Here is a 13936-nt window from a genome sequence, read left to right on the forward strand (position 1 = left end):
GTGACCGGGACCCGACAGCTGCACAACATCGGACGGCGCCGCGCCTACCTCATCTGGGCGACCGCGCTCGCCGTCTACGTGCTCGCCGTCTTCCACCGCACCTCCCTCGGCGTCGCCGGGCTCCTCGCGGCGGAGCGCTTCGACATCAGCGGCAGCCAGCTGGCGACCTTCACCGTTCTGCAGCTCGCGGTCTACGCGGGGATGCAGATCCCGGTCGGCGTGCTGCTCGACCGCTTCGGGTCCAAGGCACTGATCATCAGCGGACTCGTGGCGATGACCGCGGGACAGCTCTGGTTCGCCACGGCCGACAGCTTCGCGATGGGTCTGGGCGCGCGGGCCCTCATCGGTGCCGGCGACGCGATGGTCTTCACCTCCGTGCTGCGGCTGATCGCGCTGTGGTTCCTCGTGCGGCAGGCGCCGGTGATCACCCAGCTCACCGGGATGATCGGTCAGATGGGGGCGGTCGCCGCGGCCATCCCGCTCAGCGCCGCACTGCACGCGTGGGGCTGGACGATGACCTATGCGACGGCCGGCTTCCTCGGCGTCGTGGGCATTCTCGGCATCTTCCTCGTCGTCAAGGACTCGCCCTACGAGCGCGGCGCCGTCGAGAAGATCAAGATTCGCGCCCTGCGCGACAGCCTCGGGCAGGTGTGGCGTGACCCGGGGACGCGGCTGGGGTTCTCCGTGCACTTCACCACGCAGTTCGCCCCGACCGTCTTCGCGCTGCTGTGGGGCTTTCCGTTCCTCGTCGCCGGGCAGGGCCTGACGCCGGGGCAGGCCTCGGCGCTGCTGACGTGGATGACCTTCGTCGCGCTCTTCGCCGGGCCGACGATCGGCCGCTGGACCGGGCGCCACCCCTACTACCGCTCCCTGATGGCCCTGGTGGTCGTCGGCGCCATCTCCCTGGTCTGGGCGATCGTGCTCGCCCTGCCGGACCGGTCGCCCTTCTGGCTGCTGATCGTCCTCGTCTCGGTCACCGCGGTCGGCGGCCCCGGGTCGATGATCGCCTTCGACCTGGCCCGCAGCTTCCACCGCAGCGAGCGCTACGGGCGGGCCTCCGGGATGGTCAACATGGGCGGCTTCATCGCCTCGCTGACGACGATGGCTCTCGTGGGGGTCATCCTCGACCAGATCGCGCCGGGCGGTCCGGAGACGTACACGCTCGACGACTTCCGGATCGCGATGAGCTCACAGTTCCTGCTGTGGGGCTTCGGTGCGTGGATGATCTGGCGCTACCGGCGGCACAGCCTGCGTCGGGTGGCACGCGTGCCCGGCGCGTTCGAGGCGCTGCGCGGTGGCTCGACCCTCCTGCCGGGGATCTCGCGCGACCCGGACGACGACTGAGCCGGGAGCCAGCAGCAGTACGTATCGGAGGCGTCAGAGCGAGGCGAGCAGCTGTCGGGAGATGACCAGGCGCTGGATCTGGTTGGTGCCCTCGAAGATCTGGGTCACCTTCGCCTCGCGGAAGTACCGCTCGACCGGGAAGTCCTCGGTGAACCCCGCGCCGCCGAGGACCTGGATCGCGTCCGTCGTCACCCGCATCGACGCATCGGTCGCGACGAGCTTGGCGACGGCGGCCTCCTTGCCGAAGGCGCGCCCGGCATCACGCAGCCGCGCGGCGTGCAGGTAGGTCGCGCGGGCACTGGTGACCGCGGCCTCCATGTCCGCCAGGAGGAAGGCCAGGCCCTGGTTGCTCGCGATGGACCGCCCGAACTGCTCGCGCTCGGTGGCGTACTTCGCCGCGACGTCGAGCGCCGACTGGGCCAGACCGGTCGCGACGGCCGCGATGCCAAGCCGTCCCGCGTCGAGCCCCGCGAGGGCCATCGGCACCCCGCGCCCGAGGTCCCCGACGAGACGCTCGCCCGCCACGGGCACGTCGTCGAAGATCACCTCGCGCACCGTGTCGCCGTGCAGGCCCATCTTCTTCTCCGGGGCGCCGAAGGTGATGCCCTCCGCGTCGCCGGGCACGACGAAGCAGCTGACGCCGCGTCCGCCGTCGTCGCTCGTGCGGGCGAAGGTCGTGTAGTAGTCGGCGTGGCCGCCGTGGGAGATCCACGCCTTGCGTCCACGGATGCGCCAGTCGTCACCGTCGGGGGTCGCTCGGGTGGTCATCGCCGCGATGTCGGACCCGGCGAGCGGCTCGGAGAGCGCGTAGGCGCCGAGCGTCTCCCCGGAGAGCATGTCGGGCAGCAGGGCCTCCTGCTGCTCCCGGCTGCCGAAGGTGTGCACCGCATAGGTCGTGAGCGAGTGCACCGAAACGCCGACGGCGACGGACGCCCACGCCGAGGCGATCTCCTCGACGACCTGCAGGTAGACCTCGTACGGCTGCCCACCGCCGCCGAGCTCCTCCGGGTAGGGGAGGGAGAGCAGACCCGCCCGCCCCAGGGTGCGGAAGACCTCCCGGGGGAAGACCTCCTCGGTGGCCGCACGGGCCTCGACGTCGTCGACCTGGGGGCGCAGCGACTTGTCGCAGATCGAGCGGGTGAGCTCGATCAGGTCGTCGCCGATCTCTGTGGGCATGAGCCTGGTTGCTGGCATGCGACCCACTGTATGAGGGATGGGGGAGGGCGTGGCGAGAGTCCCTCCGGACGGGGGCCCCTCGGTTGCTCCTCCGACGCCGCCCTTGGTCTTCCGTCCACTCGGGTCCATGGTGGAGACATGACCAGATCGCGGATCGCCCTCACCACCCTCACCACGGCCTCGGTGCTCGCGGTTGCCGCGTGCGGCTCGGACGGCACCTCCGAGGATACGACGACCTCGAGCGCGACGAGCAGCTCCCAGGCCTCGCCGGCGAGCGGATCCGAGAGCGACCCCTCCGGTCCGTCCGGGGAGGTCGGTGACCTCGAGAGGGTCCTCGCTGCGATCGAGGCCGCCGAGGCCGAGGCCGGCGGGACGGCCTACGAGATCGAGGAGAGCGACGACGACGGCATCTGGGAGGTGGAAGTCGCCGAGGGGGTGCACGGCGTCGCGCTCGAGGTGAAGCCGAACCACGACGTCACCGAGCACGAGGAGTTCGGCCTCCATCCGGAGGCACGCGAGGGCCTGGACCAGGCGGAGATCGGTCTCGGCTCGGCCGTCGAGACGGCGATGTCCGAGGTCGACGGCAGCTTCGACGAGACCCGCCTGATCGAGATCGACGGCCAGCACTACTGGAAGGTCACGGTCGACACCGCGGCGACCGAGGAGGAGGACGACGACCACCAGGTCCTCGTCGACGTCACCGACGGCACGGCGACCGTCGAGAAGTGACCCCTCCACCTACCGTGGAGGGGTGAGACCTCCCTCCGCCCGCGCCACGGCGGTCACCACCGTGGCGGCGCTGACCCTGATCGCCTGCACCGGCTCCCCGGACGAAGGGGGTGACACCAGCTCGTCGACCACCACCACCTCGTCCTCGTCGTCCGAGACCACGTCCTCTTCGTCGACCACCTCGACGCCCACCGTCGCCATCGACGGCGCCTCGCAGGGACTGACCGAGGCCGTGGCGAAGAAGTACGGCTCGCAGTCGATCACCGGCGCGGCGACGACGGGCACGTGGCGGGGTGCGAAGGTCGCCGTCGTCACCTCCGAGGACGACGTCACCCTGGCCGTGCGCCCCAAGGGCGAGCAGTGGCGCGTCGTCGGCGGGTGGTGGCCCTCCATGGACGAGAAGGCCGACCTCGGCACGGGCCCGCGCCACGTCCTCCTGCTCGGCAGCGACGCGCGACCCGGCCAGACGGTCGAGCGCTCCCGCGCGGACGCGATCCAGCTGCTCGGCGTCGACGGGTCCGGCGGCGCGGGCGTCATGGGCTTCGCGCGCGACCTGTGGGTGCCCATCCCCGGGCACGGCCACGGCAAGCTCAACGCCGCGATGGTCTACGGCGGCCCCGAGGCCGAGGTCGGCGCGGTCTCGAGCCTCAGCGGCATCGACGTCGACGGCTACCTCGTCACCGGCTTCGGGGGGTTCAAGGCGATCGTCGAGGAGCTGGGGCCGCTGAGCTTCGACTCCCCGGACGGGCTCGACTCGCACCTGCCCGGCGGCCAGATCCCCGAGGGCAAGACCAAGCTGGGCCCGAACGAGGCGCTCGCCTACTCCCGGGAGCGCAAGACCCTGCCGCGCGGCGACTTCGACCGCTCCCGCCACCAGGGTCTGCTGATCCTCGCCGCCGCGATCCAGGCGCGGGTCCAGGGGCCGGACACGCTGCCGCGGGCGCTGACCGTCATCGACGAGCACGCGAGCAGTGACCTCACCGCGACGCAGATGCTGCGCTTCGCGGCGAGCTTCTACAAGGTCAACCCGATGAAGGTCGGCCACGAGGTCGCCGTCGGCCCGACCGGCATGCAGTCCGGCCAGTCGATCGTGCGCCTGGGCGCGGAGTCGAGGAAGGACCTGCGCAGCTTCCGCGACGGCCGGCTGTAGCTAGTCCGCGGCGTCGGGCGGCACGGCGTGGGCCGCGTGCACCCGCACCTGGCTCGCCTTGACCGAGGCCCACACCCCGTCACCCGGGCGAAGGGGGAGTGCCGCCAGCGCCGCAGGGGTCACCTCTGCGCTCATCGGCACCGGTGTCGACAACCACACCCGGGCCCGGCCGGCGTGCGCCTCGATGCGGGAGACCCGGCCGTGCCACACGTTGCGCGGGGACCCCTCGGGGTGCTCGCGGTGCAGCGAGACCGCGTCAGGGGTGAAGGTCACCCAGCACGCGCCGGTGACGTCGTGCGGACCGGTCGCGATCTCCAGCGTCGAGCCGTGGGGGGACGCGAGCGCCCCGCTGCCCGGGAGTGCCTCGGCGTGGACGAGGTTCAGCCCGGCCAGGCCGGCGGTGAAGGCACTGCGCGGGTGCTCCAGCACGTGCCGCACCGGCCCGTGCTCCACGCGCTCCCCGAGGACGGTCATCGTGTCCGCGGGCCCGTCGGCGACCGTGAGCACGTCGAGCACGTCGTGGGTGACGAGCACGACGACGAGGTCCTCGCGCGCGTGCGTGACGTCGGCGAGGACGGCTCGCATGGCCGGCGTCGCCTCGACGTCGAGCGCGGCGAGGGGCTCGTCGAGCAGGAGCGCGTCCGGCTCCGCGGCGAGCGCCCGGGCCAGGGCCACCCGCGCGGCCTGGCCCCCGGACAGCTGCGCCGGTCGACGGTCGGCGAAGGCACCCATGCCGACCACCTCCAGCCAGTGGTCCGCGGTGGCGCGGGCCCCCCTTCGTCCCCGACCGGCGCTGCGCGGGCCGAAGGCGACGTTGTCGCGCACGTCCAGGTGCGGGAAGAGCGCCGGTGCCTGGCTCATCAGCCCGACCCGCCGGCGGTGCGGGGGGACGCTGTCGAGGACGCGGCCGTCGAGCACGACGTGGGCGGAGTCCGGTCGGGACAAGCCGGCGACGACGGAGAGCAGCGAGGACTTGCCGCTGCCATTGGGGCCGGTGACCGCGTGCCGACCGGGAGGCAGGTCGAGGTCGACGGACAGTCCCCGCTGCGCCCACTCGGCGCGGACCTGCAGGCTCATGCCGTCGGCTCCGGCCGGATGGTGCGCGCGTAGACCGTGCCGACGATGCCGGTCGCGAGGACGACGAGCACGAGGGCGAGCGCGACGGCGGCGTCGGGGTCGCTCTCGCGCTGGAGGTAGATCTCCAGGGGCAGGGTGCGGGTGCGGCCCTGGGCGGACCCGGCGAAGGTGAGCGTCGCCCCGAACTCCCCGAGCGCCCGCGCGAAGGCGAGGACGCACCCCGAGATCAGTCCCGGCGCGACGAGCGGCAGGGTGACCCGGGTCAGCCGCCGCCACGGACCGGCCCCCAGGGTGGCCGCGACCTCCTCGTGGCGACGACCCAGACCGCGCACGGCCCCCTCGAGGGAGAGCACGAGGAAGGGCAGCGCGACGAAGCTCTGCGCGAGGACGACGGCCGTGGTGCTGAAGGAGATCGACAGCCCGGCCGCCTCGAGGTGCTGGCCGAGCAGGCCGCGTCGGCCGAAGGTGAGGAGCAGCGCGAGGCCGCCGACGACCGGCGGCAGCACGAGCGGCACGAGGACGAGGGCGCGCAGGAGCGACTGGCCGGGCCAGCGACCGCGGGCGAGCAGGAGCGCGAGCGGCGTCCCGAGCAGCAGGGACACGACGGTGGCGGCGCTCGCGGTCCGCAGCGAGAGCAGCAGCGCGTCGATCGAGGCCTGCGTGGTCAGCAGCTCCGGGAGCCGGCCGGGCTCGACCTCGGCGACGAGACCCAGCAGCGGGACCACGACGAGGAGCACCGCTCCCGCCGCGGGCACCCACAGCCAGCCCGGTGGCCTCACGGCAGCCCGAAGCCGTGGTCGTCGAGGATCCGCTGCCCCCGGGCGTCGGTGACGGCGTCGACGAAGGCCTGCGCCTCGTCGCTCGGGGCGCTGGTGAGCGCCGCGATGGGGTAGCGGTTGGGCTGCGCGTCGGCGCCCCTGATCGGGACGGTCGCGACGTCCTGGCCGGCGCCGGCCGCGTCGGTGACGTAGACCAGCCCGGCATCGGCCTCGCCGGAGGTGACCTTGGCCAGCACGTCGGTGACCCTGGACTCCTCGCTCACCGGGGTCAGCGTCACGCCGCGCGCCCGGGCGAGGTCCTCGGCCGCGCGCCCACACGGCACCTGGGGGGCGCACGTGACCACGTCGAGCGTGTCGTCCTCGAGGTCGCCCAGGCCGGAGATGCCCCTGGGGTTGCCCGGCTCGGTGACGATCGTCAGCGTGTTGGTGGCGAAGACCGTCGGCTCGCCGGCGACGTCCGCCGAGACCCGCTCCATGGTCTCCTCGTCGGCGGAGGCGAAGACGTCGATCTCGGCGCCGTTGCTGATCTGCGCGGCGAGGTCGGAGGACCCGGCGAACTGCAGCTCGACGCCCACGTGGCGGTGCTCCGCCTCGTAGTTCTCGGCGATCTCCTCGAAGGGCTCCTGCAACGACGCGGCGGCGCCGACCCGGAGGGTCTGCTCGGGGTCGGGTCCGGAGCTGCAGGCGGTCAGGACGAGGGCGGTGACGACCAGGGCGGCGGTCACCCCGGACCTCATGCAGACCCTCCTGAGGTGCCGATGATGACGTTGGTCGACTTGATCGAGGCCACCGCGACGCTGCCCGGCTCCAGGCCCAGCTCGTCGGCGGCCTCGCGGGACATGAGCGAGACGATGCGGAAGGGACCGGCCTGCAGGCTCACCTGGGCCATCACCCCGTCGCGCTTGACCTCGGTGACGATGCCGCGCATCCGGTTGCGGGCGGACTCGTCGTGGACCGGGCCGACCGACGGCGGTGCGGCGACCTCCTGGGCCAGCCGGGCGAGGCCGGCCCCGTCGACGAGGGTGGCGCCCTCCCCCTTCGTCGCGGTGAGACGGCCGCCCTCGATCCACCGCCGGACCGTGTCCGGTGAGACCGCGAGGAGCTCGGCCGCCTCGGAAACCCGCATCTGCGTCATGATCGGACGATATCAGCCGCATCTGCGTGACCACATTCGCAACTGCCTAAGCAGTTGCGGGCGGAGGGTCGCAGGAGCCTAAGCAGTTGCGGGCGGAGGGTCGCAGGAGCCTAAGCAGTTGCGGGTCAGGCGTCGGGCAGGTCAGCCGGGCCGAAGGGGGTCAGCTGCCCGATCTTCGCCGGTCGCCCGTCGCCGGAGGAGCGGCCGGTGAGGCGACGACGCACCCAGGGGGCGGCGTGGGTGCGGGTCCACTGCGCGGTGCCCGCGAGCTGCTCCCGGCGCGGGACGGCGGGCGCCGGCGGGAGCGGCTGGTTCCAGTGCGCGTCGCTGACCGGCTGGCGCAACGCGACCAGCGCCGCTTGCGCGACCCGGCGGTGCCCCTCGGTGCTCAGGTGGATGCGATCGGTGGCCCACATGCGCCAGTCGCGCAGCGAGCGGATGCCCCACAGGTTGATCACGTGCGCACCCTGGCGCTGGGCGATGGTGAAGATGTTGGCGGTGTGCACCCCGTGGCGGGCCCGCAGCGTCGACAGCAGCCCGGCGTCGGCCGGGTCGGCGGGCGTGGCCATGAGGACGTCGGCGCCGGTCGCGCGGATGCGGGCCACCGCCTGCTCGAGGCGGTCGGCGACCTCGTCGAGGTCGACGCGCGGTCGCAGGATGTCGTTGCCGCCGCCGACCATCGAGACCAGGTCCGGCTCCATCGCCAGGGCGTCCTGGAGCTGCGGGCCGACGACATCGTCGAGCTTGCGGCCCCGCACGGCCAGGTTGGCGTAGCGGAAGTCGCCGTCCCCGGTGCGGGTGGACAGCTCCGCGGCGAGGCGGTCCGCCCAGCCGACGAACCTCCCTTCGTCATGGGGGTCGAGGTCCGACATCCCCTCGCTGAAGGAGTCGCCGATCGCGACGTAACGGCGCCAGGGGTGTGCGGGGTGCTCGGTCACGGAAGTCTCCAATCGATGGGTGCGGCGCCCTGCCGGACGAGCAGGTCGTTGGTGCGGCTGAAGGGGCGCGAGCCGAAGAAGCCCCGGTACGCCGACAGGGGGGAGGGGTGCACGCTCTCGATGCACCGCTCCCGGCCGAGTGCAGGGGCCAGCCGGCGGGCATCGGCACCCCAGAGGATCGCCACGAGCGGCCCGTCGCGGCGGGCGAGCACCTCGATGGCGCGGTCGGTCACGGCCTCCCACCCCTTGCCGCGGTGGCTGCTGGGGCTGCCCGGGGTGACCGTGAGTGAGCGGTTGAGGAGCATGACCCCCTGTTCGGCCCACGGGGTGAGGTCGCCGTTGCTCGGCGGCGGGACGCCGACGTCGTCGACGAGCTCCCGGTGGATGTTGACCAGCGACTTCGGCAGCGGGTGCACGTGCGGGGCCACGGCGAAGGACAGCCCGATCGCGTGGCCCGGTGTGGGGTAGGGGTCCTGCCCAACGACGAGGACGCGCACCTCGTCGACCGGGATGGTGAAGGCGCGCAGAATGTTCTCCCCGTCCGGCAGGTAGCCGCGGCCCTCACGGACCTCGCCGCGCAGGAAGTCGCCCATCGCGGTGATCGTCCCCGCGACCGGCTCGAGGGCGCTCGCCCAGGAGGGGTGGATCAGGTCGGACAGGTCGCGCGTGCTCACCGGGTCAACCTACCCACGCCCTGCCCATAGAGTGCTCCGCGTGCATGGATTCTCCGACGACGACACCTCGCTGGACGAGCTCGAGCGCCTGATCCTCGACTACTCGGCAGAGCGACTGCGCTACGACCCACCGCCGCTCGACCGCACGCTGACGCCGGAGCAGCTCCGGGAGGCCGCCGGCTCGACGATCACCGAGGAGGGGCTCGGCGGCCGGGCCGCGATGGGCCTCTTCGCCGACGTCCTCGCCCCGGCCTGCCTGTCCGTGGACCACCCTCGCTACCTGTCCTTCATCCCGTGCGCGCCCACCGAGGCCGCGGCGATGTTCGACCTCGTCGTCGGGGCGAGCTCCATCTACGGCGGCTCGTGGCTCGAGGGATCCGGTGCCGTCTACGCCGAGAACCAGGCGCTGCGGTGGATCTGCGACCTGGTCGGCCTGCCCGAGGGCGCCGGCGGCGTCTTCGTCCCCGGCGGCACGATCGGCAACCTCTCCGCGCTCGTCACCGCGCGCGGCCGGGCACGGCACGAGGCGGCGAAGGGGGTGCGGCCCTTCCGCGTCGCGACGACGAGCGGGGCGCACAGCTCGATCGCGTCCGCCTGCGAGGTCATGGATGCCGAGCTGACGCCCGTCGAGCCGGACGAGCACGGTCGGCTGACCGGGCCCCGGTTGCGGGAGGTCCTGCTCGCGCACGGCCCGGAGAGCTACTTCGCCGTCGTCGCCACGGCGGGCACGACGAACTTCGGCATCGTCGACGACCTCGCCTCGGTGGCCGAGGTCTGCCGCGAGTTCGGCATCTGGTTCCACGTCGACGGCGCCTACGGCGGCGCCGGCCTGGCCGCGCCCTCGGTGCGTCACCTCTACGAGGGCATCGAGCACTGCGACTCCTTCATCGTGGACCCGCACAAGTGGCTGTTCGCCCCCTTCGACTGCTGTGCGCTGGTCTACCGCGAGCCGGGCTATGCCCGGGCCGCCCACACCCAGAAGGCCGGCTACCTCGACGTCCTCACCGACACCTCGGACTGGAACCCCACCGACTACTCCGTCGGCCTGACCCGGCGCGCGCGGGGGTTGCCCTTCTGGTTCTCCCTGGCGACGCACGGCACGCGGGCCTACACGAGTGCGGTGGAGCGGACCCTGGCCGTCGCGGCCTTCGCCGAGGAGGAGATCGCCCGCCGGGATGACCTCGAGCTCGTCGGCGAGCGCCACCTGTCCGTCGTCGTCTTCCGCCGGCTGGGCTGGTCGGCCGCCGACTACCAGGCATGGTCGGACCGGATCCTCGACGAGGAGTTCGCCTTCGTCGTCCCGACGACGCACGCCGGCGAGACGCTCGCGCGCTTCGCGATCGTCAACCCGCAGACGACCCCCGAGGACATCACCGCCATCCTCGACTCGATGACCTGAGGGCCGCGAGCCCGGGTGCGGAGCCGCGTCCTGTGCCCCCGTGTGCCCGTGCGGGCAAGGCCGTGCCCCGGACCGAGGGGGGTGGTGGGCCCGGGGCACGGCGGATCGGAGTGGGTCGGCGCAGTCAGCGCCTCACCGCATCGAGGCGGCCCGCCGCCGGGCAGCGCCTCACCGCATCGGGGATCTTCGCGTCACAGCAGGGGACGCGGGCACGTCACCGCATGGAGGCGTACCCGCGGCAGGAGTTGCCGGGGCGCTCCTCACCGAGAGCGTCCTTGAGACCGTTCGAGACGTACTGGCCGTAGCTCTGCACACCGCGGCCGAGCCAGTCGTCGTCGAGCTCCGGTGCCGGGTTGTTCTCGATGTCGTCCGGGATGTCCTGGCCGGAGAACGCGCAGATCGACCCCGCGCGCTCGGGGACGGGCGTGGACCCGCCGTTGCCGGTGTACTCACCGGCGGATGCTGCGCCGGTGCCGGCGAAGAGCAGGGCGACGCTGGCCACGCCGCCGAGGATGAGCTTCTTCATGAGTTGTCCCCTTTTTCCCCCACAAGCGCTCCCCCCGGTTCCCCCCGAAGCGCACGGCGTGAGCGCGCCGTTGAGAGGAATTTACTCTTTCCTTACCCTCGCGGCGCGACTTTGCGCCGAACGGTCACGCGGTGTGACGGGTGGGGCCCACGAGGGGCGAGTGGCCTCGTGGGGTGGGGTGTCCAGCCGACACGCCGAGGTAATGACAGGCCTGTGATTCGGTCGGTACGCTGCACTCCGTGAACCCCGCCAACCAGGCCAATCAGTCCAGCCAGCCGACCACGTCGGTCCCGCTCACGGACCGTGACCGCGAGATCCTGGCCTTCGAGCGTCAGTGGTGGAAGTACGCCGGCTCCAAGGAGCAGGCGATCAAGGAGCTGTTCGACATGAGCTCCACGCGGTACTACCAGGTGCTCAACGGCCTGATCAACAACCCGGCCGCCCTCTCCGAGGACCCGATGCTCATCAAGCGGCTGCGTCGCCTGCGCGACCAGCGTCAGCGCACCCGCAGCGCGCGCCGCCTGGGGTTCGAGGTCTGAGCCCTCGGGGTCTGCCACGATGAGGGCGTGAGCCTGCGAATCGTCCGGGCGGGGCCCGAGGACGCCTTCATCGTCGCCGCGCTGTCGCTGCAGTTCGCGATCGCGGTCGACGGGTCGCGCGAGGACGGCTACCTCGACCGGGCCGCCGGGCACTGGCTGCGCCACCGCGGGCAGCTGCCGACGTGGATCGCCGAGCTCGAGGGCGGCCACGCGGGCTACCTGCAGGCGACCCTCCCGCCCGAGTCGACCTGGCCGGGGCAGCCGATCGGGACCCGCGGTCGCCTGTGGGTCCACGCGCTGTACGTCGCGGCCGACCAGCGCCGCCGCGGGGTCGGCGCCGCGCTGCTCGGCGCCTGCGAGAGCTGGGCGAAGGGGGCCGGGGTCGGCGTCATCCGGCTGCGGTGCGACCTCGGCGCCGAGGGGTTCTACGACGCAGTCGACTACGCCCCCGCGGCCGACGTCCGCCAGAAGCGGCTGCGCCCCCCTTCGCCCTGACCGGTGGACGGGCCGGTGCGCGGGCGCCGGGCGTTTGCACTCTCGGGTGGAGAGTGCCAATAATGGGCCTTAGCACTCTCCCCGTGAGAGTGACAGTCCTGACCGGTCAGGTGAGGGGCGCGACCACACGGTGACGTGAGCCGGGTGGGAGTGTCCCGTCCGTCGCGGGCACCCCCGGTCGCACCCTTCGATTCGCGTGGAGGAACCACCCGAATGGCAAAGCTCATTGCTTTCGACGAGGAGGCCCGTCGCGGCCTCGAGCGGGGAATGAACACCCTCGCCGATGCCGTCAAGGTCACCCTCGGTCCCAAGGGCCGCAATGTCGTGCTGGAGAAGAAGTGGGGAGCCCCCACGATCACCAACGACGGCGTGTCCATCGCCAAGGAAATCGAGCTCGACGACCCGTACGAGAAGATCGGCGCCGAGCTCGTCAAGGAAGTTGCCAAGAAGACCGACGACGTCGCCGGTGACGGCACGACGACGGCCACCGTCCTCGCCCAGGCCCTCGTCAAGGAGGGCCTGCGCAACGTCGCCGCGGGCGCCAACCCGATGGCCCTCAAGCGCGGCATCGAGAAGGCCACCTCGGCCGTCTCGGAGGAGCTGCTCGTGATGGCCAAGGAGATCGAGACCAAGGAGCAGATCGCTGCCACGGCCTCCATCTCCGCCGCCGACCAGGAGATCGGCGCCAAGATCGCCGAGGCCATGGACAAGGTCGGCAAGGAAGGCGTCATCACCGTCGAGGAGAGCAACACCTTCGGGCTCGAGCTCGAGCTCACCGAGGGCATGCGCTTCGACAAGGGCTACATCTCCGGCTACTTCGTCACCGACACCGAGCGCATGGAGACGGTGCTCGAGGACCCCTATGTCCTCATCGCCAACTCCAAGATCGGCAACGTCAAGGAGCTCCTGCCGATCCTCGAGAAGGTCATGCAGTCGGGCAAGCCGCTGATGATCATCGCCGAGGACCTCGAGGGCGAGGCGCTGTCCACCCTCGTGGTCAACAAGCTCAAGGGCACCTTCAAGTCCGTCGCCGTCAAGGCCCCGGGCTTCGGTGACCGTCGCAAGGCCATGCTCGCCGACATCGCCATCCTCACCGGTGGCCAGGTCATCTCCGAGGAGGTCGGCCTCTCCCTCGAGACCGCCGAGCTCGACCTGCTCGGTCGCGCCCGCAAGGTGGTCGTCACCAAGGACGAGACGACCATCGTCGAGGGCGCCGGCGACCAGGAGCAGATCAACGGCCGCGTCAACCAGATCAAGGCCGAGATCGAGAACTCCGACTCGGACTACGACCGCGAGAAGCTCCAGGAGCGCCTCGCCAAGCTCGCCGGCGGCGTCGCCGTCATCCGTGCGGGCGCGGCCACCGAGGTCGAGCTCAAGGAGCGCAAGCACCGCATCGAGGACGCGGTGCGCAACGCCAAGGCCGCCGTCGAGGAGGGCATCGTCGCCGGTGGTGGCGTCGCGCTCCTGCAGGCGACCAGGGTTGCCTTCGAGAAGCTGCAGCTCGAGGGTGACGAGGCCACCGGCGCGAACATCCTGCGCGTCGCGGCCGAGGCCCCGCTGAAGCAGATCGCGGTCAACGCCGGTCTCAACGGCGGCGTCGTCGCGGAGAAGGTCGGCAGCCTGCCGGCCGGCGAGGGCCTGAACGCGGCCACCGGCGAGTACGTCGACATGATCGCCCTGGGCATCATCGACCCCGCCAAGGTGACCCGCAGCGCGCTGCAGAACGCCTCGTCCATCGCGGCGCTCTTCCTCACCACCGAGGCGGTCATCGCCGACAAGCCCGAGAAGTCGGCGCCGGCCATGCCCGGTGGCGACGACATGGGCATGGGCGGCATGGGCTTCTGATCCCAGGTCTCCACGCGTGACGACGAAGGGCGGTTCCCCACGGGGGGACCGCCCTTCGTCGACCCCGGTGGACACTCGAAGTCGCCCAGCGCCCTCGAAGCCACCTCACAGGAATGTGGACCATGATGGA

The 13936-nt window shown here is 72.0% G+C and carries 15 protein-coding genes; 7 read left to right on the plus strand and 8 right to left on the minus strand.

The window, feature by feature from the left end:
• Positions 1-1344 (plus strand): MFS transporter, encoded by a 1344-nt coding sequence (locus PVE36_RS01770; protein ID WP_277238897.1) that lies wholly within the window; start codon positions 1-3, stop codon positions 1342-1344.
• Positions 1345-1377: 33 nt separating this feature from the next.
• Here the strand turns inward: PVE36_RS01770 and PVE36_RS01775 are convergent, their stop codons facing one another.
• Positions 1378-2538, minus strand: a complete 1161-nt coding sequence (locus PVE36_RS01775; protein ID WP_277454194.1) for an acyl-CoA dehydrogenase family protein — start codon at positions 2536-2538, stop codon at positions 1378-1380.
• Positions 2539-2658: 120 nt separating this feature from the next.
• On the opposite strand from PVE36_RS01775, the gene PVE36_RS01780 reads away from it, so the two are divergent.
• Together PVE36_RS01780 and PVE36_RS01785 are read left to right on the plus strand one after the other, a co-directional pair.
• Positions 2659-3249, plus strand: coding sequence for a hypothetical protein (locus PVE36_RS01780; RefSeq protein ID WP_277454195.1), 591 nt, complete (start codon positions 2659-2661; stop codon positions 3247-3249).
• 22 nt (positions 3250-3271) lie between these two features.
• Complete coding sequence (locus PVE36_RS01785) at positions 3272-4399, plus strand: LCP family protein (protein ID WP_277454197.1); 1128 nt, start codon at positions 3272-3274, stop codon at positions 4397-4399.
• Here the strand turns inward: PVE36_RS01785 and PVE36_RS01790 are convergent, their stop codons facing one another.
• From PVE36_RS01790 to PVE36_RS01815, 6 genes are all read right to left on the minus strand, one after another.
• A complete protein-coding gene (locus tag PVE36_RS01790) occupies positions 4400-5476 on the minus strand; it encodes an ABC transporter ATP-binding protein (RefSeq protein ID WP_277454199.1) in 1077 nt (358 codons plus the stop codon).
• Positions 5473-6255, minus strand: coding sequence for an ABC transporter permease (locus PVE36_RS01795; RefSeq protein WP_277454201.1), 783 nt, complete (start codon positions 6253-6255; stop codon positions 5473-5475). Before PVE36_RS01795 ends, PVE36_RS01790 begins: the two co-directional genes overlap by 4 nt.
• Entirely contained in the window at positions 6252-6992 is a 741-nt protein-coding gene (gene modA / locus PVE36_RS01800; RefSeq protein ID WP_277454203.1) for a molybdate ABC transporter substrate-binding protein, read from the minus strand. Before modA ends, PVE36_RS01795 begins: the two co-directional genes overlap by 4 nt.
• Positions 6989-7390: a TOBE domain-containing protein gene (locus PVE36_RS01805; RefSeq protein ID WP_277454205.1), complete on the minus strand. Its 402-nt coding sequence runs from the start codon at positions 7388-7390 to the stop codon at positions 6989-6991. The genes modA and PVE36_RS01805 overlap by 4 nt, the downstream gene beginning before the upstream one ends.
• Before the next feature lie 125 nt (positions 7391-7515).
• Complete coding sequence (locus tag PVE36_RS01810; RefSeq protein WP_277454207.1) at positions 7516-8328, minus strand: SGNH/GDSL hydrolase family protein; 813 nt, start codon at positions 8326-8328, stop codon at positions 7516-7518.
• The gene (locus tag PVE36_RS01815) at positions 8325-9002 is read right to left on the minus strand and encodes a uracil-DNA glycosylase (protein WP_277454208.1); all 678 of its coding nucleotides are present in this window, start codon (positions 9000-9002) and stop codon (positions 8325-8327) included. The genes PVE36_RS01810 and PVE36_RS01815 overlap by 4 nt, the downstream gene beginning before the upstream one ends.
• Before the next feature lie 40 nt (positions 9003-9042).
• On the opposite strand from PVE36_RS01815, the gene PVE36_RS01820 reads away from it, so the two are divergent.
• Positions 9043-10401 (plus strand): pyridoxal-dependent decarboxylase, encoded by a 1359-nt coding sequence (locus PVE36_RS01820; RefSeq protein ID WP_277454209.1) that lies wholly within the window; start codon positions 9043-9045, stop codon positions 10399-10401.
• 214 nt (positions 10402-10615) lie between these two features.
• Here the strand turns inward: PVE36_RS01820 and PVE36_RS01825 are convergent, their stop codons facing one another.
• Positions 10616-10927, minus strand: a complete 312-nt coding sequence (locus PVE36_RS01825; protein ID WP_277454210.1) for a hypothetical protein — start codon at positions 10925-10927, stop codon at positions 10616-10618.
• Between the two features lie 239 nt (positions 10928-11166).
• On the opposite strand from PVE36_RS01825, the gene PVE36_RS01830 reads away from it, so the two are divergent.
• The 3 genes from PVE36_RS01830 (at position 11167) to groL (ending at position 13806) form a co-directional block, all read left to right on the plus strand.
• On the plus strand, positions 11167-11466 hold the full coding sequence (locus tag PVE36_RS01830) for a DUF3263 domain-containing protein (RefSeq protein WP_277454211.1): 300 nt from the start codon (positions 11167-11169) through the stop codon (positions 11464-11466).
• 27 nt (positions 11467-11493) lie between these two features.
• Entirely contained in the window at positions 11494-11961 is a 468-nt protein-coding gene (locus PVE36_RS01835) for a GNAT family N-acetyltransferase (protein ID WP_277454214.1), read from the plus strand.
• Positions 11962-12174: 213 nt separating this feature from the next.
• On the plus strand, positions 12175-13806 hold the full coding sequence (gene groL, locus PVE36_RS01840) for a chaperonin GroEL (protein ID WP_277454215.1): 1632 nt from the start codon (positions 12175-12177) through the stop codon (positions 13804-13806).
• The last annotated feature ends 130 nt before the right edge of the window (positions 13807-13936 follow it).

The organism is Janibacter sp. DB-40 (assembly GCF_029510815.1).
Taxonomy (GTDB): Bacteria; Actinomycetota; Actinomycetes; order Actinomycetales; family Dermatophilaceae; genus Janibacter.